This is a genomic window from Streptococcus oralis subsp. oralis (assembly GCF_002096455.1).
Lineage (GTDB): Bacteria > Bacillota > Bacilli > Lactobacillales > Streptococcaceae > Streptococcus > Streptococcus oralis_CY.
The window spans coordinates 405620-428109 of sequence record NZ_NCUL01000007.1 but is presented as its reverse complement, the minus strand read 5'-3'; the positions used below and the strand labels follow the sequence as shown (position 1 = coordinate 428109).

Here is a 22490-nt window from a genome sequence, read left to right as displayed (position 1 = left end):
AATTAGAATAGAATTAATTTATTATCTGTATATGCAACTGGGCTAATATCAGAGAATATTGAAATTGAAATAATTTTATGTAAAAGTGGTACTAAAAAATCTGTTAAAAATAATTTTAATTCTGCCATATTATCTAGAGTACCATCATTTAGATGAAATTCATGAGTCTTATAGTGTACAATAGAACATCTTAGTTTATAGATACTATTAGCTAAAAAATTAATTAGTTGCTCTTCTTTAGAATTCTTCTGTAAGTTATTAAATTTACTTGCAGAAGAATTCATAATTAAATTAGAAAAATTAGCTAATTGAACGTTATCTAAGCCAATCTGTTCTAGTTGGTAATTCAACTTATTTAAATCAACTCCTTTAGAGTTAATATAATTCCAACTATCTCTGACTATATCTAATATATGACGATTTACAGGATTTCCATTAGTAGTGATTTCTTGAGAGCTTAATTTAAATAATTCTTTTAGAATCTTTTTAAGATAAGCTAACTCACTTGTCGGTAAATTGTTGGCAATTTTCGTGAAATCTCTAACCTTAAACTGGCCACCATGTTTCATTGCTTTTACAACATCATGTTTTATTTCAAAATTTTCTAATATTTGATAAAGAATTAAAAATTTAGAAAGAAGACGATTTTCGCTGTTAAACTGACTCAAAAGATTTGCAATATCATCAAATTGTCTATACTGTACAGAGTTATTTTCAAATGAAACATCTATATTTTGATAAGTAATGTTACTTACTGTGACCGGATTATGAATTGTCTTGCCATTAATAATAATTGAATAAAGTTTCAATTTGCTTATCAAATCTTCAAGAGCCAACTCCTTTTCAGGTTTTGAATAAATAAAAATACAATCATTTGTTTGAGAAGCAAAATTAAATTCTGTTAAAGCATTTAGAAGTTGAATTTGCTTAATTAAATTTGGGATGTTCTCCCCGATAAACTTGCATAATTTGTTGAATTTTTCAAGTTCGCTTTGAGCGTCAGCTTCATCATTTTTAATAAAAAAAGTTGAATGATTAATCTTGAATGATTCATTAATATTTATATCTTCAATTCCCAAATTTTCAATTGAATAACTGCTATCAGTAATAAGATCAGAAAGACTATCGCCGCCATCAATAAAACTATCTAAAGCATTACTATTTTCACAAATGATTTTGTATAGTGCAAGATATAATGATAGACCTAGTGGCAGAAAATAGTTGTTAATAAAAATATCTATTTCATTTAAATAGTCGTTATTAAAGTAGTATCCAAACCACTCGAAAAATTTATCTTCAGTAAAATCATCAAAATTATAATCATCATTAATTGATAGAAACTCAAATTGATCTAAGAGGTCATCACCTACATCCTTCTCTATTATATAGTCTGATACGGGGGTAAAATCTATTTTTATCAAATTAGTCATTTAACCCTCCAGAATATAACTTCCAATTTATAAGATTATGATTTTCTATAAAATCTGAAATACCTAAAATAACGGTTTCCTTAGTATGTTTTCCAATATTTATACTAGAAATATCAAGAGTTTTTCTCCAATCATTGAAACCTTCAACATTCAACTTGTTAGGATATTTATTTAAAAGTTCAATAAAATCTTTATATGAAATTCCTTTTCTAGAAATTGCAACAACAACTGCTGTTAAAACTGTATCTTTTGCAATCCATTTAGTTCCTTCGTTACCAAATTGAGAATCTAAAATATCATCAAACTCCAGTAGAAAATTAATTGTTTCAGAAATGATTTCAGGATTCTCTTGTATACGAATGGATGCATCGTCCCCTTCTTGAATAGATTGGATTAGCGATGAATTTAAAGTAACTACATCCTCGTTTAAAAATGATAAAATTGTTTCAATAATGTGAGCAAAATAAAATTGATGCTTTTTTCGAGATTTTGCATATGCCAATGTAGACATATCTTTTCCTCTAACTATTTCGATTTTTGAGAACTCTTTCTTTATAAGAGAAAGTTGATTTAAAAATAGCAATTCTAACTGATGATAGTTATTCATCGGTTTGTGACCAGCATTTAAAAGGATCATTTTTCTAATCTCGTCTTCAATTAATAAATTTTCCCAAACTTCAAACCACTGTTCCCTATCAAAAATATCAAGCAAATTATTAGGAACTAATTCCTTTCTATAATTTATAAAAGTCTCAACAATGTTTCTAGCTTCTAAAACAGTGTAAGAAAATTCATCAGATAATTTCCATTCAGAACGGTATTTTCTTCTAAAATCATTTTTATTCTCACTTTTAACTACATCAAAAATTTCATTCTTAATTTCTTCCTCCGATATTTTCTTTAAGAAAAGATATAATTGGTGAATTCTAAAGGTTCTTTGTAAACCATCTAATATTTTAAAACCTTCAATTAAATCATTTTCTTTGTCAATCGAACTATCTGTAGTCAAAGTTATTATTGGGAGATGATTACCTTTTATAATATCTTTTCCTATATTATCTAAATAATTATTACGAACGATACCTCGCTGAATATCGTAGTCTTGATAATCTGAAGGAAGATTATTTAAGTAATCATTTAATTTCATTCCGATTAAATAACATTGTAACTCTTTGCCAGAACTATTTTGTTCTATTGTGTGGGAAAAGACCTTAATTTTACAACTCATTTTATTTTTCCTTTTTATAATATTTATTTCACTAATTTCTTCATCTCATCAATACGTGCTACGGTCGCGTCGTATTTGGCTTGGTAGTCGGCTTGTTTGTCGCGTTCTTTTTGGACGACTTCTGGTTTGGCATTGGCTACGAAGCGTTCGTTAGAGAGCTTCTTGCCTACCATATCCAGTTCTTTTTGCCATTTAGCCAGTTCCTTGTCGAGACGAGCCAGTTCTTCTTCGACATTGAGGAGGTCTGCCAGTGGCAAGTAGATTTCTGCTCCTGTGATGACGCTTGACATAGCGAGTTCAGGCGCAGGGATGGTTGATGCGATTTCCAAGTGTTCTGGATTTGTGAAGCGTTTGATGTAGTTGACATTGCTGTTAAAGAAGGCTTCCAAGTCGCTATCGCTTGTCTTAACAAGGATGGTGATTGGCTTGCTTGGTGCTACGTTTACTTCCGCACGCGCATTACGAACGGCACGGATCAAGTCTTTAAGACTTTCCACACCTGTGTGAGCCGCGAGGTCTTCAAAGGCTGGGTTGACAGTTGGGTATGCTGCTGTAACGATAGAGCCTTCTGAGATTTGTCCAAAGATTTCCTCTGTCACAAATGGCATGATTGGGTGAAGGAGACGAAGGATCTTGTCCAAAGTGTAAAGGAGAACAGAACGTGTGATGACTTTCTCTTCTTCGTTATCGCTATAAAGAACTTCCTTGGTCAACTCAACGTACCAGTCCGCAAACTCATCCCAGATGAAGTTGTAAAGGATGTGTCCAGCGACACCAAACTCAAACTTATCAAAGTTTTCAGTGACTTTGCCGATCGTTTCATTGAGGTTGTGGAGAATCCAGCGGTCTGTGACATTTCCAGCTTCCTTGTTGGAAACTTTTTCGACATTAGCCGTTGCTTGCTCAAGAGTCAAGCCCTCATTATTCATGAGGATGTAGCGAGAGATGTTCCAGATTTTGTTAATGAAGTTCCATGAAGCATCCATTTTCTCGTAAGAGAAGCGGACGTCTTGGCCTGGTGCAGAACCGTTTGAAAGGAACCAACGAAGGGCATCGGCACCGTATTTCTCGATGACATCCATTGGGTCAATCCCGTTACCAAGAGATTTAGACATCTTGCGTCCTTGCTCATCACGAATGAGACCATGGATAAGAACGTTTTGGAATGGCTGACGACCAGTGAATTCCAAGGATTGGAAGATCATACGAGACACCCAGAAGAAGATGATGTCGTAACCTGTTACTAAGGTTGAAGTTGGGAAGTAACGTTTGAAGTCTTCTGAGTCGACACCAGGCCAGCCCATGGTTGAGAATGGCCAAAGGGCAGAACTGAACCAAGTATCCAAGACGTCTTCGTCCTGAGTCCATCCGTCACCTTCAGGTGCTTCTTCGCCGACGTACATTTCACCCTCAGCATTGTACCAAGCAGGGATTTGGTGACCCCACCAGAGCTGACGAGAGATCACCCAGTCGTGGACATTTTCCATCCATTGGAGGAAGGTATCGTTGAAACGAGGTGGGTAGAATTCTACCTTGTCCTCTGTGTCTTGGTTGGCAATGGCATTTTTAGCCAATTGGTCCATCTTGACGAACCATTGAGTAGACAAGCGTGGTTCAACCACTACACCAGTACGCTCTGAGTGACCAACACTGTGGACACGTTTTTCGATTTTAACAAGGGCACCGATTTCTTCCAACTTAGCAACGACTGCCTTACGAGCTTCGAAACGGTCCATACCAGCAAATTCAAAAGCCAAGTCGTTCATGGTTCCGTCATCGTTCATGACATTAACTTGTGGTAAGTTATGACGTTGACCAACTAAGAAGTCGTTTGGATCATGGGCAGGTGTGATTTTCACGACACCAGTACCAAACTCAGGATCTGCGTGTTCGTCTCCAACGATTGGAATCAATTTATTAGCGATTGGAAGGATGACGTTTTTACCAATCAAGTCCTTGTAGCGTGGGTCTTCTGGATTGACAGCAACGGCAACATCCCCAAACATAGTCTCAGGACGGGTTGTCGCAACTTCAAGGGCGCGTGAGCCATCTTCCAGCATGTAGTTCATGTGGTAGAAGGCACCTTCGACGTCCTTGTGAATCACCTCGATATCAGAAAGGGCTGTGCGAGCTGCTGGGTCCCAGTTGATGATGAATTCACCACGGTAGATCCAGCCTTTCTTGTAAAGGTCCACAAAGACCTTACGAACAGCTTTTGACAAACCTTCGTCAAGGGTGAAACGCTCGCGAGAGTAGTCTACAGAGAGGCCCATCTTGCCCCATTGTTCCTTGATGGTAGTGGCATATTCGTCTTTCCATTCCCAGACTTTCTCGAGGAATTTCTCACGACCAAGGTCATAGCGGGAAATGCCCTCACCACGCAAGCGCTCCTCAACTTTAGCTTGAGTCGCAATCCCCGCGTGGTCCATCCCTGGAAGCCAAAGCGTATCAAAACCTTGCATGCGTTTTTGACGGATGATGATATCCTGTAAAGTCGTGTCCCAAGCGTGACCAAGGTGGAGTTTACCAGTTACGTTTGGTGGTGGAATCACGATAGAATAAGGCTTAGCCTTTTTATCGCCTGAAGGCTTGAAAACATCGGCATCAAGCCATTTTTGGTAACGACCAGCCTCAACCTCGGCTGGATTGTATTTAGGTGAAAGTTCTTTAGACATGTGTGTTCTCCTTAATAATTAGTTTCTTTTTAATTTCTTGTTTAGTTTCTTATTTATTTTCTTGCGTAATTTTATCTGTTCTTTTTTTAGTTTATTAACATCTTCTTTTGTTATATTATACTTTATATCCCATGATTTTTGTTTCAATCTAGAGTTTAAATTATAAATTTCGTAATATTTTAACTCTAAATCAGTCCTATTTTTTTCTATCTTTTTTATTTGAGAAATATATTTATAGTCTATATTAAAAATTTGATAAATAAGCAAAAGTTCGGAAGAAATTATAATTAACATCAAAATTAACGGGAAGATATTTACCAGAAAATTCAATTTAAATAGATTATAAAAATTTAATAAAATAAATGTTAAATAAAGTGAATAAAGATAAGGTGATACAAATCCTACTAAAAAGGTTAACATTAAAATAGTTTTTTCTTTAGGCGAATCAAAATTGAGTTTAGATAGAAATTCTATTAGGTGCGGTTGTAAAAATAAAAGAATAACTGAAAATAATGATAAATACATATTTACTTCATTATTCACATTTCCCGCCCAAAATAACATTATTAAGTTTAGAATTATCAATCCCCATCTTAAAAAATTCCATAAGAAATTATTATTAATTCTAACCTCATTTTTTGAACGTTCCCAATCATATTTCAAGAGTAACCTTAAATACTGACTGAGTATTTGCGATTTTTCTTCTGAGTAATCAAAATCATTTAAAAGGTCCCAAATATGTCCATCTTTCATGTAATACTCATTAGTATATTTAATATTTCTACAATAGCCGTATGGATTGATTTGTGTTCTAAGACTATTTACTGCAGATTCCCTATTTTCTCCATTTAGCAAATCAACAATTATCAACTTTATGTTTTTTCTCCATTCAGAGCGTTCTTTAGTAATATAATCAAGTTGATTTCTTTTACTATTATTAACAAACACTAAAATCGCACTCAAGATAGCCCCTATTCCTGCTCCACTAATTAGAGTAATAATCTGGCTTGTTTCCAATCCTCTCACCTCGCTTTCGAAATTCTTCAATACATCCCAACTGTTCGATTTTCTCGAACAGTTCAACTATCAACTTCTAGCTTCCCACTCACTCCTCAGCAAGCCATATATCAAACTGTCACAACGATTGCCTTGGGCATCTTTGCGTTCTCTTATGCGAGCTTCGAGGGTAAAGCCTAATTTTTCCGCGACTCGTTGACTTTGGGCATTGTAGCCAAAGCAAGTCATCTCAATCTTATGAAGACCCAGTTCTTTAAAAGCTAGGTCAATCAAGGCACGCGCTGCTTCTGGAACATAACCTAGACCCCAATGGTCTGGATGTAAGATATAGCCAATCTCCAAGACATCATCCTCGTGACGACGAGGGAAATCAACAGAGCCGATGACTTTATCGGTTCCTTTAACGACAATTCCATAGCCCGCTGGGAGATTGTTCTTTTCATTACGCTCGGGCAGAATATGCTCCAGATAATAAATCTCATCTTCCAAGCTCTTGACGGGGTGAAATGCTGCTGGATAGGCGACCTCTGGGAGACTGGCGTAGGCATGGATATCCTCGGCATCAGCCACTGTTCGGACTCGTAAAACGAGACGTTCTGTTTCGATTCTTTCTGGCAACTCTGCTCTTGTCATCCTTCTACCTCGCTTTCTACAAAAAATCGTCCCTGCCATATCCATGACAGGGACGAATGTGCTTATCCGCGGTACCACCCAATTTCGGGCAGATGCCCGCAACTCTCGTCTTTAAAACAAAAAGACAATATTATTTCATTTTTTATCCATCAGCAACCAGTTTTGACACATTTGTGGACTTCTCAGCACCGCCACTTTCTGTAAAATGTGGGATTCAAAACACCTCTAATGGCTTTATTGTAGCAAGTTTTTGACGGAAATGCAAGGGACAAGAAAAATTACTTGAAACTGATGCCGTGTTCTTTTAATTTCTTAATGGTAGCTGGACCGATTCCTTTCAAGGCAAGGAGTTCTTTTTCAGTCCAGTTTTTAAAGTCAGCAGCCGACTTGATGCCTTCATCATAGAAAGTCTTAGCACGATCTACTGAGAGGCCACCCAAAGTAGCTGCGAAATCTTCTACTGAATTGGCTACTTTTTGAGCTTGCTCTTTAGTCGCTTCTACTGCTTGTTCCACTTTTTTAGAGACAACTTTTCCTGCTTGGCTGGCAGATTTTTCTGCATGTTTCACAACTTTCTTGGTCTCTTCGACAACTTTGGTCACCGTACTTGAAAATGCACCTGAGCGACGAAGGCTATTTCGCAATTGTTTTTTACGTTGGAGTTTCTTTGACATGATAAAATCCTTTCAATAAAAAATCCCTGCTCTGACAAGGATTTAATAAAGATATTCTATCAAGATTTTTGGAAAAAATCAAGAAAGGAAATAAGATTCCCCTTAAAAATCTAGCCGTTTTCTCTTTCAATCTAATTTGACAATGATTCGACTTCTTGATAAAATATGCAGTAATGTGCAAGACTGATTCACGTAAAAAGCTGATAAGGAGAACGATATGAATAACGAAAGTTACTTTGACGGCGGTCTTTTGAGCTACGTTGGACATGCTATCCTAGCCATGCTTATCATGGGCTTTACTGTTGGAATCGCTACGCCTTGGGCAGTTTGCATGATGCAAAACTGGAAGGTTAAGCATACTGTCATCGATGGACGTCGCCTTTATTTTGACGGAACTGGTTCTCAATTATTCGGGAACTGGATCAAGTGGTTCTTGCTCACCATCATCACCTTGGGCATCTATTCATTCTGGTTGCATATCAAAATGGAACAATGGATTACCAAACACACGCATCACGTATAAATAGAAAAAGTGCGTTCATACGCACTTTTTGATTTGCAATGATTAGTAATTCCGTTCGCCAAACAATCCCTCTGGCAGATCATGAAATCCCTTGCCCGCCTTGAAATTTTCAAACTTACCAAGCAAGAACTGATAAGCATCCAAGCGACTTTCGTAGCGAATCATGGCATCTTTGGCACGCTCGTCTTGGTCTTCTTCGTAGACTTTTTGACTTTCCTTGTGCGCCATGTCGTTGATCATGATCTGGGTATTGACCCAGGCTTCAAATTCCTTCATAAATTCTTGTTCGTAACTCATTGATTCTCCTTATTCTAATCCACGGAAGAAGTCCGTATCAATCTCTCGGTAGGGCTGGATATCCTGAACATACTCCAACACGCCTTGGAATTCCCCGTTTTCATCGTGTACCGCAGCATAGGTAATGTGGACAAACTTGCCTCGCGAATCTGACTTGAACCACATTTCATACTTGTCCTTGACCCCTTCACGAAGACCTTGCATAACGGCCTTCACCTTTTCTAGATATTTGGGCGGATGGCAGAGTTCTACATTGCGCCCGACTTGGGACGGCGTCCGTTTGAAAATCATCTCATCAGCTGGCGTATTGTCATTGTAATACTGAAAAATATCGTCTTTATTGACAAAAGTGATCTCCATAGGGAGGTGATTGAGGATGAGATTGGCCTGCTCGACGGAGAGATAACCATTGCCAAAAGCCTGTTGACTATGACGGTCCAGCACTGCTTCCTTTTCCTTAGGGGTAAAGGTAATGGTGAACTGGCCTTCTGGTGTATCGATAACTTGCTGAACTTGACCTTCAGCCGTGTCCAGCTGCACGGGCTCCTCTGCACTCTTTTCCTCAACGAAACTCTGTCGTTCTGGCACCCATTTTTCAGACGGACGGATGATGGCATAGCCGTAGGCATCGCTCTCCTCCGCAATCTGAATCCAGTCATCCTGGGTGAAGGACTCAAGAAGAATCATGAGAAGGATGGACTCTTCCTTGAAAATCATACTTTCAAACTCTGTCGCAAAAGCTTCAAAGGCCTCCTTTACAGTGGAAATCGCCACTTCTGGTAGTTCCTTAGCCGTCGCTAGAGCTGTCTGAAAGAGTTCTCTAATCTGGTCATCCACCCCCCACATGACTTTAGGAGGTGAATCGTGACCATAGCGCTCCATGATGGGAAAAAAGAGCTCTTCCTTGCGCTGATAGTGAATATCAAATTGGCCCAACAGCCCCATTTGACGGACCAAGCCCTTGCGCATCTCTGCCAGCATTTCCTCATCTTCCATAGACTCATAGGTATCCAACAGTCTCCGAATGCGAATCAAAGCTGCACGGAGAGCCAGATTTTCATCCTTGAAGACGCGAACTGGGTGGCCAGGGTGTTCAGTATCCTCTACTTCGACGCCCTTAACAGCATTTTTAAAAAGATTAGCATGGACATCGCAGAGTTCCATGACATCTTCAAAGGTGACACCTGAGTCTGAGTTCATCAGCTCGTGCTCCATGAGGGAAATCTCAATGGCTGAAACACCCGTAAAAGTCGCATCAAAACGCTCCTGAACTGACTCGGGAGAGGCGCCGTTGTGCAATTCTAACAAAATATCCCGTAGGATATGAATCCGTTCATCTGCCATTAGTCTAATCCAATCACTTCGTAACCATTCGCTTCCAGTGTGCGGACAATCTTGTCCATAGGAGTTCCTTCAAGTTTAGAACCCTGCTTCAGCGATACTTTGCGACCGACTGTGTTGCGCATCAAGGGATTAGCAAGTGGTTTAAAACCCAGCTCCACTAGGATTTCCAAGACTTCTGGATGCTTGTCCACCACTTCTGCAACGGGAATTGATACATCGATGATATTGTCCATGACGACCTCCATTGTATGTTCTAATACTCAATGAAAATCAAAGAGCAAACTAGGAAGCTAGCCGCAGGTTGCTCAAAACAGTGTTTTGAGGTTGTGGATAGAACTGACGAAGTCAGTAACCATACCTACGGCAAGGTGAAGCTGACGTGGTTTGAAGAGATTTTCGAAGAGTATAAAATGATTTTACTGCTTATATTATACCATATGGAAAGAGATTAAAAAACTAGTAGCGGAGTTCCTGCTAGTTTCTTTCATTTCAAGTTATTCCTTATCATCTGGTTTTGCGAGCCACTGGGCTACATCCATCAGCTTGTCAGCAAGCAGTACTTTCCCGAAACCTACTAGAGCATTGTCATCTTTTTTCATGTTCTTCAGGACTTTGACGCTTTGCATCACGAAAAAGTAATTCCCGTAAGTTTTAGCTAGAGTTTTTATAAGTCCCATATTACTCTCCTTCGATGATTTCGACCTCTTTTCGGATAATATCAACGTCTCTTTGATATTGCGCTTCATTGTAGTTGACTAGCTTGGACAATTCCCGTTGCAATCTTTCTCCCATCGGTTTCATGGTCGCAAAGGTTAAGCCCCCAGAAATGACTCCACCTAGGATAGGGATCACTTTCCCCATCCCTTTGGCTAGGCCTCCTTTTGTCAGATTGACTCCAAAAATCTTCAAAACTTTTTCTAAAATAGGATACCAGAGCGTCTTTGTCAAGGCTTTCTTGTTCACTACTTTTATGACTTGCTTGGCTACTGTCACACCGCCTGATCGAAGCAGAGCACCTGCGCCATTTACTCCCAGCATCACACCGAGATACAGCACGAGAGTGTTTTTAGCATCTTCACTTAACTCATTGCGCGATGCCCAGAGATCATCAAATCCGTAAATATACCCTAGTTCCTGAGCTAGTTTTAATGAGAATGCATAAAACTGGGCTACGTCTGTCGGAATAGTAATCGCCATGACAATCCCTCCAGGTAGACCAGCCAAAACCGAAGTTCCACTGGCTAACAGGACATTGTCCTTAATACAGGCCTTGGCCACGCGATCCAAGCTTTCCTGGGGTAATAAAGCCGTCGGTCCTTGTTCAATCAAAGTTGGAATATCCTTACGGTCTAATTCCTTTGAAAACTTTTCTACTAAAAACTTTTCTCGATCGACCTTGACTACGGGTAGTTTCACCACTTGTTGTAGTACTTGCATAGCTATATCTTGTTTAGCCATATATCTCTCCGTTTTTCATTTATATCAAGGTTTATCATATCATACTATTTGAAATTTACAAATTTTTTAAACCGATTTTTATCAGATAGATATATCGTCAAATAGTAATGATCATGCTCTGGCAACAAAAAAGAGGGTTACCCCTCCTTCTTAGTTCTTATCCAGATTGCGTAACATCTCGTCAATCTTGTTTCCATATTCGATGGACTCATCTTTGACGAAGGTTAAATCTGGGATTTTGTACAATTTCAAATTGCGACCAAGTTCACGTTTGATGGTACCAGTTGCTTTTTCAAGCCCAATTTGAGCTTTTTGGTTATCCGAAGCAAGGTTACTCAAAATGGTGTAGTAAACCTTGGCTACAGACAAGTCACCTAGCATCTGAACATCGGTGATGGTCACACCTTGGACACGCGGATCACGGACCTTCTTTTGCAAAATCTCGTTGACTTCACGCTTGATTTCCATGCCCACACGATCCGTACGGAAATGATTTGCCATGATATTCCTTTCTCTACTTTGAACCAAAAGCTAGGCCAGCAGACCTAGCTATTTCTGTTAGATAGAGGAACTAGAGCCATTTGAATCTAGGAAACAAGCCTTAGATAGAACTAAGGGTTCATCAAGGCGCTTGTTGACGACGAGTCAAATTGGCTATCGTTTCTCTATTATCGTTTGATTTCTTCCATGACATAAGCCTCAATCACATCATCAGTCTTGATATCATTGTAGCCATCAATCATGAGACCACCTTCACGACCGTTTGTAACTTCTTTGACGTCGTCTTTGTAGTGTTTCAAGCTTGCGAGTTCGCCGTCATAGATAACGACACCGTCACGGATAACACGGACTTTCGAGTCACGGGTAACCTTACCGTTGATAACCATGAATCCACCAATGGTTCCCACTTTAGATACCTTGAAGGTTTCACGGATAACTGCTTCACCGATAACTTTTTCTTCAAATTCTGGGTCAAGCATCCCTTTCATAGCTTCTTCCATCTCTTCGATAACCTTGTAAATAATGCTGTGGAGACGGATTTCTACATCGTCAGCTTCCGCTTGTTGACGCGCTTGAGGTGTAGGGCGTACGTTGAAACCAACGATAAAGGCATTTGAAGCTTCCGCAAGAGTCACGTCAGATTCGTTGATAGCACCGACTGCCGAGTGGACAATGGTAACTTTGACACCTTCTACATCGATCTTTTGAAGTGAGGCAGAAAGGGCTTCAACAGAACCTTGTACGTCGGCCTTGATGATAACATTAACTGACTTAAGCTCACCAGCTTTAAGCGTATCAAAGAGGTTTTCAAGGCTGACACGTTGGGTAGCTTGGCGTTGTTTCATGAGGGCACGTTTTGCACGTTCTTCACCTGCTGCACGCGCAGATTTTTCATCTTCGTAAACGGCAAAGTGGTCACCCGCCATTGGCGCTTCGTTCAAACCTGTAATAGAAACTGGTGTTGATGGACCTGCAACCTTAACACGACGACCAAGGTCATTGGTCATAGCACGGACACGACCGAAGGTATTTCCGACAACGATTGGGTCTTGGACATTCAAGGTACCTTGTTGGACAAGAAGGGTTGCGACCGCACCTTTTCCTTTATCCAAGCGCGCTTCGATAACCGTACCGATCGCACGCACTGTTGGGTCTGCCTTGAGTTCTTGGATTTCAGCTACAAGAAGGACTGTTTCCAACAATTCTTCGATATTTTGGTTGAATTTAGCTGAGATTTCAACAAATTCAGAATCACCACCCCAAGCTGTTGACATAACACCATGCTCTGCCAATTCACCGATAACGCGTTCTGGGTTAGCACCTGGTTTATCAATCTTGTTGATAGCCACGATAATTGGAACGTTGGCTGCTTTTGAGTGGTTGATGGCTTCGATAGTCTGAGGCATAACCCCGTCGTCGGCCGCTACGACCAAGATAGTAATATCGGTAACAGATGCACCACGCGCACGCATAGAGGTAAAGGCCGCGTGTCCTGGTGTATCAAGGAAGGTGATCTTCTTGCCATTTTCCACGATTTGGTAGGCACCGATATGCTGAGTGATACCACCTGCTTCACCTGTCGCAACACGAGAGTTACGAAGGGTATCCAAGAGGGTTGTTTTACCATGGTCAACGTGTCCCATGATGGTTACAACTGGTGGACGCTCAACCAATTCATCTTCGTTAAGGTAGCCATCTTCGACAAAGAAACGTTCGATGTCGGCATTATCCACTTCAACCTTTTGTTTGGCTTCGATACCATAATCCACCATGAGGAGTTCGATGGTTTCTCCATCCAAGGATTGATTTTGTGTGGCCATCACACCCATCATAAAGAGTTTCTTAACGATTTCAGCTGGTTCACGTTTAATACGTTTTGCGATTTCCGCAACAGTCATACCATCTGTATACTCAAATTCTGTTGGCAATTCGTGGAACTTACGCTCTGTAACAGGTTTTGGAGTCTGGTTACGGTTGTTTTGCTTGTTCCCTTTTTTATTTTTCTTGTTGTTATTCCAGTTACTATTTCTTTGATTTCTCACTTGATTCTGACTACTTCGATTCTTTTGTTGTTTTCTAGGACCATCTTCTTCGTGATCATAATCGTCACGTTCTTTGTCTGGTCGAGCTTGTTTTTTACGACGTGTATCCACTGGCGCTTCTTTCGCTACAGGAGCTACTGTTATAGCTGGCTGCGTTTGTTCAGCTAACTTAGCAGCTTCTTCAAAGATTTCCTCTGGCTCCTTGCGTTTGTTAGCTTGAGCCAAGGCTTCTTTGGCTGCTTGCGATTGTTTGAAGCGCTCCTCGCTTGAGCGTGCGTACTCTGCATTTTGCTCTGCTTTTAGGGCTGCTGCACGGGCTTTAAAGTCAACACGTGGGCCAGCTTGTTTTGGCTGGAAGTCTTGTTGCTGACGGCGATCATTGCCACGATTCCCTTGACCTTGTGGTTTTTTCCCTTGGTCGTTAAATCGGCGATTGTCGCGGTTCCCTTGACCAGGTTTGCCACCATTACGGCCGTCGTTTTTCTGACGGTTGCCGTTTTGTTGTTGGTCACGGTTGTTGCCCTTGTTTTGTTTGCGTCGCTCTGCCTGCTCTTTGGCACGCGCCTCACGCTCCGCCTTGAAGTTTCGACTTTGTGGTCTTGCGGCCACTACTTTTTCTTCTTTAGGAGCTGCAGGTGTAGCTGATTTACTTTCTTCCTTAGCGACTACTGGTTTAGCTGATACAGGCTTTTCTGCTTTCTTTTCTACACTTGCTTTTGGTGCTGCAGGTTTTGCTTCTGCCTTAGGAGCAGGTGCAGGTTTAAAGCTAGCTGCGATTTGTTCAGCAGCAGCAGCTTCCACGCTCGATGAGTGGCTTTTCACATCCAAGCCCAACTCTTTTGCACGCGCTACAACTTCTTTACTTTCTTTTCCAAGTTCTTTTGCGATTTCGTACAATCTTTTCTTAGACAAATCATGTCCTCCTCTTCTATTCCATAAGAGACCTCATTTTCTTTGTAAATCCAGCATCTGTCACAGCCAAAACCTTTCGCGATTTTCCGACTGCTATGCTTAATTCCAGTGTTGAAAACACGGTTATAACTTCTACTTGATAATAGTCACTTTTATCTTGAATCTTCTTGGTCAGATTGGGACCAGCATCATGGGCTAGAAAGACTAGCTTGGCTTTCTGGTCTTGAATGGCCTTGACCACCAATTCCTCACCCGATATGATCCTGCCGGCTCGTTGAGCCAGTCCCAAGAGATTGCTTATCTTTTGCTTATTCAAGTCCTAACTCTCTTCTTTTCACTTTGTGATCTACATAGGCGATCAACTCGTCATAAAAGCTTTCTTCCACTTCCATGTTAAAGCTACGGTTAAAGACTTTCTTCTTTTTTGCCTCTAGGGCTTCTGCATTGTCTAGCTTGATATAAGCGCCACGGCCATTGGCCTTGCCTGTCGGATCGATAAAGACCTGTCCTTCTTTGTTCTTGACAATGCGGAGCAAATCACGCTTATCAATCACTTCATTGGATACAACAGACTTGCGCAAAGGGATTTTTCTTGTTTTCATCTTTCCCTCCTCTAGCAGCTTTTATTCTTCGATCAATTCATCCGCAGCTGCGTAATCAACTTGACCTGCTTCTTCCATAGCTTCAAATTCGCTGGCAGACTTGATATCGATACGGTAACCCGTCAAGTGAGCCGCCAAGCGAACGTTTTGTCCACGACGACCGATAGCAAGAGAAAGCTTGTTATCAGGTACAACGACCAAGGCACGTTTGCTGTCATTTTCATCAAAGATAACTTGGTCAACCTCTGCAGGTGCGATAGCATTGTAGATAAACTCAGCTGGATCTGCTACCCACTCGATAACGTCGATGTTTTCTTCGACAGGAATCATGCGGTCGCTCTTGGCGTCGTAGCGAGCTGGGTGGAATTTGCTGGTGATTTTCTTGATATTGGCACCACCACGTCCAACGATTGTCCCGATAGCGTCCACGTTTGGATTGTGGCTACGAACGGCAACTTTCGTACGGTCACCAGCTTCACGAGCCACGCTCATGATTTCAACAGTTCCATCATACACTTCTGGAATTTCTTGCTCCATCAAACGTTTGATCATTTCTGGATGGCTACGGCTAACAAAGACGTTGACACCACGAGGATTGTCTTCAACCTTGTAAACGTAGACTTCGATACGGTCATGGGAAGCAAAAACTTCTCCAGGGATTTGGTCTTGTTTTGACAATTGGGCTTCGATGCTGCCAAGGTTGACGTAAATAAAGCGGTTGTCAAATCGTTCTACTGTACCAGACATGATTTCTTGTTCATGTTCTTTATAAGTATTGTAGGTGATGGCACGTGTTTGCTTGCGCATTTTTTCCATGATGGTTTGTTTGGCAGATTGGGCTGCTACACGACCAAACTCAGCTGGTGCTTCTTCAAACTTGATCTTGTCACCAAGTTCATAGGCTGAATTAATGGCAAGGGCATCTTTCAAGCTGATTTCCAAACGGCTATCAAATACTTCATCAACAACTTCACGGACAGTATAGACAGTAAAGTCACCTGTCTTTTCATTGAAGTCGATAGCTACGCTGTCAGACTGACCATAGCGTCTGCGATAAGCGGAACGAAGCGACTCTACTACTGCGTCGATGATGTCTTCTTTTTTGATTCCCTTGTCTTCTTCCAAAATGCGGAAGGCCTCTAGCATTTCTTTACTCATGTTCTTTTTACTTTTGAATCCTCAAAAGCTATCCTTTCTTTTCTATAGTTTTACTGCTAAACGTGCTTTTGATACTAAACTGTATGGAATTTGGACGGTTTTCTTACGTGTCTTGTCCATATATTCCATGGTCAACTCGTCCTCTTCAAAGGATACCAAAGTTCCTTCAAAGACTTTTTGCTTATCGATGGCTTGGTAGAGCCCGACATGGATGTATTTCCCAACTGCTCCAGCGACAGCATCCTTGGTTTTCAAAGGACGTTCCAAGCCTGGACTGGTGATTTCTAGGAAATATTGTTCTGGGAAGGGATCAGGCTTGATGGTGTCTAGGACAGGACTGATGATTTCTGTCAAGTCTGCCGTGTCGTTCAAGGTAATTCCTTCGGGTTTATCTACAAAAATACTGAGAATCATGTCACTGCCAATCTTTCCATACTCGATATCCACGAGCTCGAAAGGCGCTTGGATGACAGGTTCTACAACTTCTCTGACTAATTCTACGATTGTTGCGATTGCGTCCACCTCCTCATAAGCAAGAGGCGAAGATATTTCCCCGCCTCTCTTTCTCATATTCTTACTATCAGTATAGCACGTTTGTCAATTTATGTAAAGCATTAGCACTCAACTAGCTGGTTTTCAAGCTAGTTCTTAAAATTCTGCTTCAACTCGGTAGATCACTTGACCTTTGCTGGAGAATTTTTGCTCATACTCTGTCATGACATTGCCTTCAAAATCACTGGCATGCAAGTCTAGCCAAACACCATTTAGTTTCATCCCATACTGAGAAAAGCTCACTAGACTGTACTCAAACAAGCCACGGTTATCTGTCTTGAAATGGATTTCCCCATTCTCAGGCAAGATGCGCTTGAAGGTATCCAAGAAACTCTTGTAAGTCAAACGACGTTTTTCATGGCGTTTTTTAGGCCAGGGATCTGAAAAGTTTAGGTAGAGACGATCAATCTCACCGTCTTCAAAGTAGTCGGTCAGATCTGAACCATCTACCCACAGCAACTTGATGTTGGGCACTCCAACTTCTAATACCTTATCCAAGGCATAACTCAATACCGACTTTTGGATATCAATCCCAATGTAGTTGATGTCAGGATTTTGCTTGGCCATTCCTGATACGAAGGCCCCTTTCCCACTTCCAACCTCTACATGAATAGGATGATCATTTCCAAACAAGTCTCGCCATTTCCCTTTAGCTTCCAAGGGATTGAGAACCACATACTGAGGATTGGCCTCTAGTAATTCTGTCGCCCCTTTACGATTTCTAACTCTCATCTCTTCTTTCCATACTTGTCACGGAAGACGCGCAAGGCATAAATCTCCCGGTTTACATTGTCTAAATCTTGATTTTCACAGTATTTGGCAATCTGGTTCAAATAAGAATACTGACCATACCAATACAATTTATCTAACACTGTCTGATTGTACTTATAGCCGTAGTCTCTCAACCATTGGCGCCACTGATGATCCGGAATGTAGTGGCATAGCAAATGCGCCACATCAAACATACGATCCGTCAGACGAACCGAATCCCAATCCACTAGATAAACGAGTCCACTCTCTGTTTCAATCCAATTACTATGACGAAGATCCCCGTGCACAATCGTTGCATGGTCTTCCCTAAAACCTGGAACCGTCTTACCTAGCTCAGCAATCACACTGTTCAAATAGTGGTTCTGCTTCAAGATTTCTGGAACTCCTTGCTGCCAAGAACGTAGCAAATCAACTGGTGTTTCCATGGTATATCCCAAACGGCTCAACTGCTTCATCAAAGGACGCGAGCGGTGAAGGCGGTTCAAGATATTGATAATCTGCTTGCGATTCATATCGTAAGGGGTCAAGATTTTGCCCGTCAGCCATTCCTGAGCACACATATCACGGCCATCTGGCAAACGACGAGTCCATAGTAATTGAGGAGCGATTTGTTCTCTGGCTAGGCCAGGTAGGATTGGAGAGGTGTTCATTTTTACAAAGACGCGCTTCCCATCAGGGTAGCTTCCCATATAAGCTTTGCCGCTCTTCCCAGGGATAGGGGTTAGCGTTAGCTCATTATCACCCAAGTCCATTTCTTTCCTCCGTATAAAGTTTCCTTACTATTCTACTAGTTTTTGGTCTATTCGTCAACCAATCTTTTTAGTTGGTAAGGCAAATAAAACAATTGTAGGAAGAGACTAGCCCCTACAAGAGCCAACAAGGCTATTTTTTCTTGAAAAACCACTGCTCCGACCAGCAATTCCAGCAAAAGAACTGCACTTCCCACACCAAGCACAATCTGTTTCAATCCCTTCTCTTTCTCCCCTTTTTCTAGTGGAAAGAGCTGAGTCAAGTACTGGTAGTCAAAGGCATGATAGAGGGCCAGTAACTGAAAGAGCAGGAGATAGTTAAATAGAACCACCACTGCCGTCGCGATCCAAGCTTGCTCGATAAAGATCACAGCTAACAAGGATAGGAGCAAGAGGCGCAAACTGAGGGCAAAGAGGTCTCCATTTCGCAAGTAAGAACGAAGATAGAGATTTTGCCAAATTTTCCCAGGTACCTTCTGAACAGTCTTTAGGATAAAATCCAGATAAGCGCGACGTTTGACACTATTTGAAACGCCCTTGACCTGAGTAAAGAGAGCAAAGAAACGAAGCAAAATTTGCTTGCGCTTGCTTTCTTGGGAGATCACATAGTCCCAGTCAAGCCCAGTCTCTGTATAAAATTTACTGGCTTTTTGACGAAATAGGAGATATTTCCCAGCTCCCAATAAAAGCATATAGATGAAAAAAACTGGCAAGCCATAGCCCATGGCTAAAAATAAGGGCGCAAATAAAAGCAAGAAAAGGGTTTGGACAAAGAGCCAAAAGACCAGTGAGCGCACTGTCTGCCCTTTGAGGTGAGACTTAACCTCCTCTTCACTGACTAAGAGAAAGAGCTTGTCAGGTCCTTCCATGTAGGTCGCGATTCCTCCCCAAGCCAAAAGCAAGGCAGATACAATCCCCAAAAACAAGAGGATAGGCCAATGATTTTCAGGAAAATGTTGCAAGAGTTGACTGTACTGGTAAGCTAGAAAACCGATGAGAACTAGCAGGAACAAGACAAAGTGGTCATTGAGAACATAGCGCAGATAACCGACACACTCCTTACGAAAAGCCTGCTTTCGCTTTAAAAACAAGTCTTTCATAGCTCCTCCTCTTTGGTCAGAGCCAAGTAAATATCATTCAAACTCGCTTCAGGCATGTCAAAGGCTTCGCGGAGTTGCTGGAGGTTCCCCTGAGCTCGCACCTCCCCCTTGTGGAGGATGACAAAGGCATCACACATCTTCTCCGCTGAATCCAGCACGTGGGTACTCATGAGAATGGACTTGCCTTTTTGCTTTTCTACTTCTAGTAGCTGAATCAAGTCAGAAATGGCCAGCGGATCGAGCCCAAGGAAAGGCTCATCAACGATGAAAAGACTCGGATCTACGACAAAAGCACAGATAATCATGACCTTCTGCTTCATTCCTTTGGAAAAATGCACTGGGAACCAGTCTAATTTTTGGTCCAAACGAAACATTTTTAACAAAGGTTCCACACGATCAAAAGCTATATTCTGCTCAATACCATAGGCCATGGCAACCGTCTCGATATGCTCTCTAAGAGTCAACTCCTCATACAGACTAGGCGTTTCTGGGATATAGCCAATCTGTTTGCGGTAGTTGGTCGCATCCTCTCGCAGGGTGAGACCGTTAATCTTGATTTCCCCACTGTAAGGTGTCAACAGTCCAATAATCTCATTGATTGTCGTTGATTTCCCAGCACCATTGAGACCAATCAAACCGACCAACTGCCCACTTTCAACTGTAAAGGACACATCTTTCAAGACAGGAACGTGAACATAGCCTCCTGTCAGGTTTTTAATTTCTAACATATTTTCTCCGAATCTGGTATAATGTAGCTATATTATATCAAAATTCAATACAGTAGAGGTGGATTTTATGTCAGATTGCATTTTTTGTAAGATCATCGCAGGGGAGATTCCTGCTTCAAAAGTATACGAGGATGAGCAGGTTCTTGCCTTTCTTGATATCTCTCAAGTAACGCCTGGACACACCTTGGTCGTACCAAAAGAGCACTACCGCAATCTCTTGGAGATGGATGCTGCGAGTGCCAGCCAACTCTTTGCCCAAGTGCCAACAGTGGCTCAAAAAGTCATGCAGGCTACCAAGGCTGTCGGCATGAATATCATTGCCAACTGCGAGGAAGTCGCTGGTCAAACGGTCTTTCATACTCACGTGCATCTCGTACCTCGCTACGGTGCAGAAGATGACCTCAAGATTGACTTTATCGCCCACGAACCAGACTTTGACAAACTTGCTCAAGTCGCTGAAACTATAAGAAACGCTTAAGGAGTTGCCATGAAACTATCCAATCTATTGCTATTTGCAGGTGCTGCAGCTGGAAGTTATTTTGTCGTGAAAAATCGCCAAGCCATTCAGGATGAAGTGCTAGATACAACTGACCGCGTCGAAGCTATCAAGGATGATTTGGATATCATCCAAAACAGCCTACAAATCATCGACCAACAAAAAGCCCTTATCAAGGAATACCAAAAAGATTTGACCTACAAGTTCAAAGTCTTGGAAAAAGATTTCCAGACTAGACTAGCTGTGATAAAAGAAACACAGGAGCTTGAGGATAAGTAAAAAAGAGCCCGATGGCTCTTTTTACTTTATTCTCCTTCAAAGGCATCTTTTATATGGTCAAAGAAGCCTTTTTTCTTTGGATTGACTTTCAAGTCACCTGCAGCTGCGAATTCTTTAAGCGCAGCTTTTTGGCGGTCGTTCAAACCTGTCGGAGTCACGACATTGACAGTAACATATTGGTCACCAACGGCACCGCCACGAAGGCTCGGTGCTCCCTTGCCACGTAGACGGAATTTCTTGCCAGTCTGAGTTCCTTCTGGGATAACCAATTCAACATCTCCATGAACAGTTGGAATTTCCACAGTATCTCCAAGAGTTGCTTGGACAATATTGAGATTTAACTTGTAGAAAATAGTTGTTCCTTCACGTTCAAATTTATCACTGGCTTCAACAGAAACCACCACGTACAAGTCCCCGTAAGGTCCACCGTTAAAGCCTGCTTCACCTTGACCAGCGAGGCGGATTTGTTGGCCTGTTTCCACACCAGCAGGGATTTTTACATGTACGCTATGAGCTTGTTTTTCATGCCCTGTTCCGTGACAAGTTGTACATGGATCTTTGATTTCTTTTCCGCGACCATGACAGACATCACAGGTTACTTGGCGACGCATCATACCAAGAGGAGTCTGCGTATCGACGTTAATGACACCAGCACCATGACAGCGTCCACAAGTGACTGGACTTGTCCCTGGCTTAGCACCAGAGCCATTACATGTACGACAGCTGGCTTCACGATTGTATTTAACTTCTTTTTCCGTTCCGAAGATAGCTTCTTCAAAGGTTAAGTTCACACGATACTGGAGGTCATCCCCTTGACGAGGAGCGTTTGGATTGCGTGAAGCTCCTCCTCCTCCGAAAAAACTTGAGAAGATATCTTCAAAACCACCGAAGCCACCTGCTCCGTCAAAGCCACCAAAACCACCAGCACCACCAAAGCCACCGTTGGCACCCGCAGCACCATACTGGTCGTAGGCTGCACGTTTTTGGTCGTCACTCAAAGTCTCATAGGCTTCTTGAACTTCCTTGTATTTTTCCTCAGCGCCAGGCTCCTTGTTGATATCTGGGTGATATTTTTTCGAAAGCTTACGATAAGCCTTTTTGATCTCGTCTGCCGAAGCGTTTTTCGACACCCCCAGACGATCATAAAATTCAGTATTGTTCATACAAGATACTAAGAGCGAACAGAAAGCGACTGAAATTTAGGAAACCGACAAGAAATCCTGATTTCTTAGGAGGTTTATCTAATTTCCAAGCTTTCCGCTCGAGTTCAATTACGAACACCCTTATTCCTTTCTATTAATATTACGGAACGAAACCACGA

At 41.5% G+C, this 22490-nt stretch carries 25 protein-coding genes; 3 read left to right on the top strand and 22 right to left on the bottom strand.

Translation table 11 applies throughout. The annotated features are described in order from the left end of the window. Window positions 1-2 precede the first annotated feature (2 nt). The 6 genes from B7720_RS04445 to B7720_RS04420 all read right to left on the bottom strand — a co-directional run bounded on the left by B7720_RS04445 (window position 3) and on the right by B7720_RS04420 (window position 7657). The gene (locus tag B7720_RS04445) at window positions 3-1430 is read right to left on the bottom strand and encodes a hypothetical protein (RefSeq protein ID WP_000182993.1); all 1428 of its coding nucleotides are present in this window, start codon (window positions 1428-1430) and stop codon (window positions 3-5) included. Beyond that, on the bottom strand, window positions 1423-2658 hold the full coding sequence (locus B7720_RS04440) for a hypothetical protein (protein ID WP_001277664.1): 1236 nt from the start codon (window positions 2656-2658) through the stop codon (window positions 1423-1425). Before B7720_RS04440 ends, B7720_RS04445 begins: the two co-directional genes overlap by 8 nt. A 23-nt stretch (window positions 2659-2681) precedes the next feature. After that, entirely contained in the window at window positions 2682-5333 is a 2652-nt protein-coding gene (locus B7720_RS04435; protein WP_084856712.1) for a valine--tRNA ligase, read from the bottom strand. Window positions 5334-5351: 18 nt separating this feature from the next. After that, window positions 5352-6416, bottom strand: coding sequence for a hypothetical protein (locus B7720_RS04430; RefSeq protein ID WP_000995845.1), 1065 nt, complete (start codon window positions 6414-6416; stop codon window positions 5352-5354). A gap of 3 nt (window positions 6417-6419) precedes the next feature. Next, window positions 6420-6983, bottom strand: a complete 564-nt coding sequence (locus tag B7720_RS04425; protein WP_000196169.1) for a GNAT family N-acetyltransferase — start codon at window positions 6981-6983, stop codon at window positions 6420-6422. Between the two features lie 278 nt (window positions 6984-7261). Continuing rightward, complete coding sequence (locus tag B7720_RS04420; protein WP_000038702.1) at window positions 7262-7657, bottom strand: helix-hairpin-helix domain-containing protein; 396 nt, start codon at window positions 7655-7657, stop codon at window positions 7262-7264. 217 nt (window positions 7658-7874) lie between these two features. Between B7720_RS04420 and B7720_RS04415 the strand changes: the two genes are divergently transcribed. Beyond that, window positions 7875-8180, top strand: a complete 306-nt coding sequence (locus B7720_RS04415; protein WP_001058555.1) for a DUF898 family protein — start codon at window positions 7875-7877, stop codon at window positions 8178-8180. A gap of 42 nt (window positions 8181-8222) precedes the next feature. Here the strand turns inward: B7720_RS04415 and B7720_RS04410 are convergent, their stop codons facing one another. From B7720_RS04410 to B7720_RS04335, 15 genes are all read right to left on the bottom strand, one after another. Next, the gene (locus B7720_RS04410; protein WP_000119707.1) at window positions 8223-8477 is read right to left on the bottom strand and encodes a DUF1912 family protein; all 255 of its coding nucleotides are present in this window, start codon (window positions 8475-8477) and stop codon (window positions 8223-8225) included. Between the two features lie 9 nt (window positions 8478-8486). Beyond that, on the bottom strand, window positions 8487-9821 hold the full coding sequence (locus tag B7720_RS04405) for a DUF438 domain-containing protein (protein WP_084856710.1): 1335 nt from the start codon (window positions 9819-9821) through the stop codon (window positions 8487-8489). Next, entirely contained in the window at window positions 9821-10054 is a 234-nt protein-coding gene (locus B7720_RS04400) for a DUF1858 domain-containing protein (protein ID WP_000368739.1), read from the bottom strand. The genes B7720_RS04405 and B7720_RS04400 overlap by 1 nt, the downstream gene beginning before the upstream one ends. A 261-nt stretch (window positions 10055-10315) precedes the next feature. Next, window positions 10316-10498, bottom strand: a complete 183-nt coding sequence (locus B7720_RS04390) for a hypothetical protein (protein ID WP_049537884.1) — start codon at window positions 10496-10498, stop codon at window positions 10316-10318. A gap of 1 nt (window position 10499) precedes the next feature. Next, the gene (locus B7720_RS04385) at window positions 10500-11279 is read right to left on the bottom strand and encodes a hypothetical protein (protein ID WP_001118426.1); all 780 of its coding nucleotides are present in this window, start codon (window positions 11277-11279) and stop codon (window positions 10500-10502) included. Between the two features lie 150 nt (window positions 11280-11429). After that, window positions 11430-11780: a 30S ribosome-binding factor RbfA gene (gene rbfA / locus B7720_RS04380; protein WP_001273601.1), complete on the bottom strand. Its 351-nt coding sequence runs from the start codon at window positions 11778-11780 to the stop codon at window positions 11430-11432. Between the two features lie 167 nt (window positions 11781-11947). Then, a complete protein-coding gene (infB, locus tag B7720_RS04375) occupies window positions 11948-14734 on the bottom strand; it encodes a translation initiation factor IF-2 (protein ID WP_084856708.1) in 2787 nt (928 codons plus the stop codon). A gap of 16 nt (window positions 14735-14750) precedes the next feature. Continuing rightward, complete coding sequence (locus B7720_RS04370) at window positions 14751-15050, bottom strand: YlxQ-related RNA-binding protein (protein ID WP_001041396.1); 300 nt, start codon at window positions 15048-15050, stop codon at window positions 14751-14753. Next, entirely contained in the window at window positions 15043-15336 is a 294-nt protein-coding gene (rnpM, locus tag B7720_RS04365; RefSeq protein WP_000857560.1) for an RNase P modulator RnpM, read from the bottom strand. Before rnpM ends, B7720_RS04370 begins: the two co-directional genes overlap by 8 nt. Before the next feature lie 21 nt (window positions 15337-15357). Next, the gene (gene nusA / locus B7720_RS04360; RefSeq protein ID WP_000032277.1) at window positions 15358-16494 is read right to left on the bottom strand and encodes a transcription termination factor NusA; all 1137 of its coding nucleotides are present in this window, start codon (window positions 16492-16494) and stop codon (window positions 15358-15360) included. A gap of 42 nt (window positions 16495-16536) precedes the next feature. Further along, entirely contained in the window at window positions 16537-17016 is a 480-nt protein-coding gene (gene rimP / locus B7720_RS04355; RefSeq protein ID WP_000338695.1) for a ribosome maturation factor RimP, read from the bottom strand. A 126-nt stretch (window positions 17017-17142) separates the two neighbouring features. After that, window positions 17143-17778, bottom strand: coding sequence for a tRNA (guanosine(46)-N7)-methyltransferase TrmB (gene trmB, locus B7720_RS04350; RefSeq protein WP_001266088.1), 636 nt, complete (start codon window positions 17776-17778; stop codon window positions 17143-17145). Continuing rightward, window positions 17775-18569: a cell cycle regulator CcrZ gene (gene ccrZ, locus B7720_RS04345; RefSeq protein ID WP_000363019.1), complete on the bottom strand. Its 795-nt coding sequence runs from the start codon at window positions 18567-18569 to the stop codon at window positions 17775-17777. Before ccrZ ends, trmB begins: the two co-directional genes overlap by 4 nt. A 47-nt stretch (window positions 18570-18616) precedes the next feature. Next, window positions 18617-19666, bottom strand: coding sequence for an ABC transporter permease (locus tag B7720_RS04340; protein ID WP_049489712.1), 1050 nt, complete (start codon window positions 19664-19666; stop codon window positions 18617-18619). Further along, window positions 19663-20394 (bottom strand): ABC transporter ATP-binding protein, encoded by a 732-nt coding sequence (locus B7720_RS04335; protein WP_049489711.1) that lies wholly within the window; start codon window positions 20392-20394, stop codon window positions 19663-19665. The genes B7720_RS04340 and B7720_RS04335 overlap by 4 nt, the downstream gene beginning before the upstream one ends. Window positions 20395-20461: 67 nt before the next feature. Between B7720_RS04335 and B7720_RS04330 the strand changes: the two genes are divergently transcribed. Both B7720_RS04330 and B7720_RS04325 read left to right on the top strand, forming a co-directional pair. Next, the gene (locus B7720_RS04330; protein WP_049489710.1) at window positions 20462-20872 is read left to right on the top strand and encodes an HIT family protein; all 411 of its coding nucleotides are present in this window, start codon (window positions 20462-20464) and stop codon (window positions 20870-20872) included. Between the two features lie 9 nt (window positions 20873-20881). Continuing rightward, the gene (locus B7720_RS04325; RefSeq protein WP_000777738.1) at window positions 20882-21169 is read left to right on the top strand and encodes a hypothetical protein; all 288 of its coding nucleotides are present in this window, start codon (window positions 20882-20884) and stop codon (window positions 21167-21169) included. 26 nt (window positions 21170-21195) lie between these two features. Here the strand turns inward: B7720_RS04325 and dnaJ are convergent, their stop codons facing one another. Next, window positions 21196-22332, bottom strand: coding sequence for a molecular chaperone DnaJ (dnaJ, locus tag B7720_RS04320; RefSeq protein ID WP_001066315.1), 1137 nt, complete (start codon window positions 22330-22332; stop codon window positions 21196-21198). Window positions 22333-22490 lie beyond the last annotated feature (158 nt).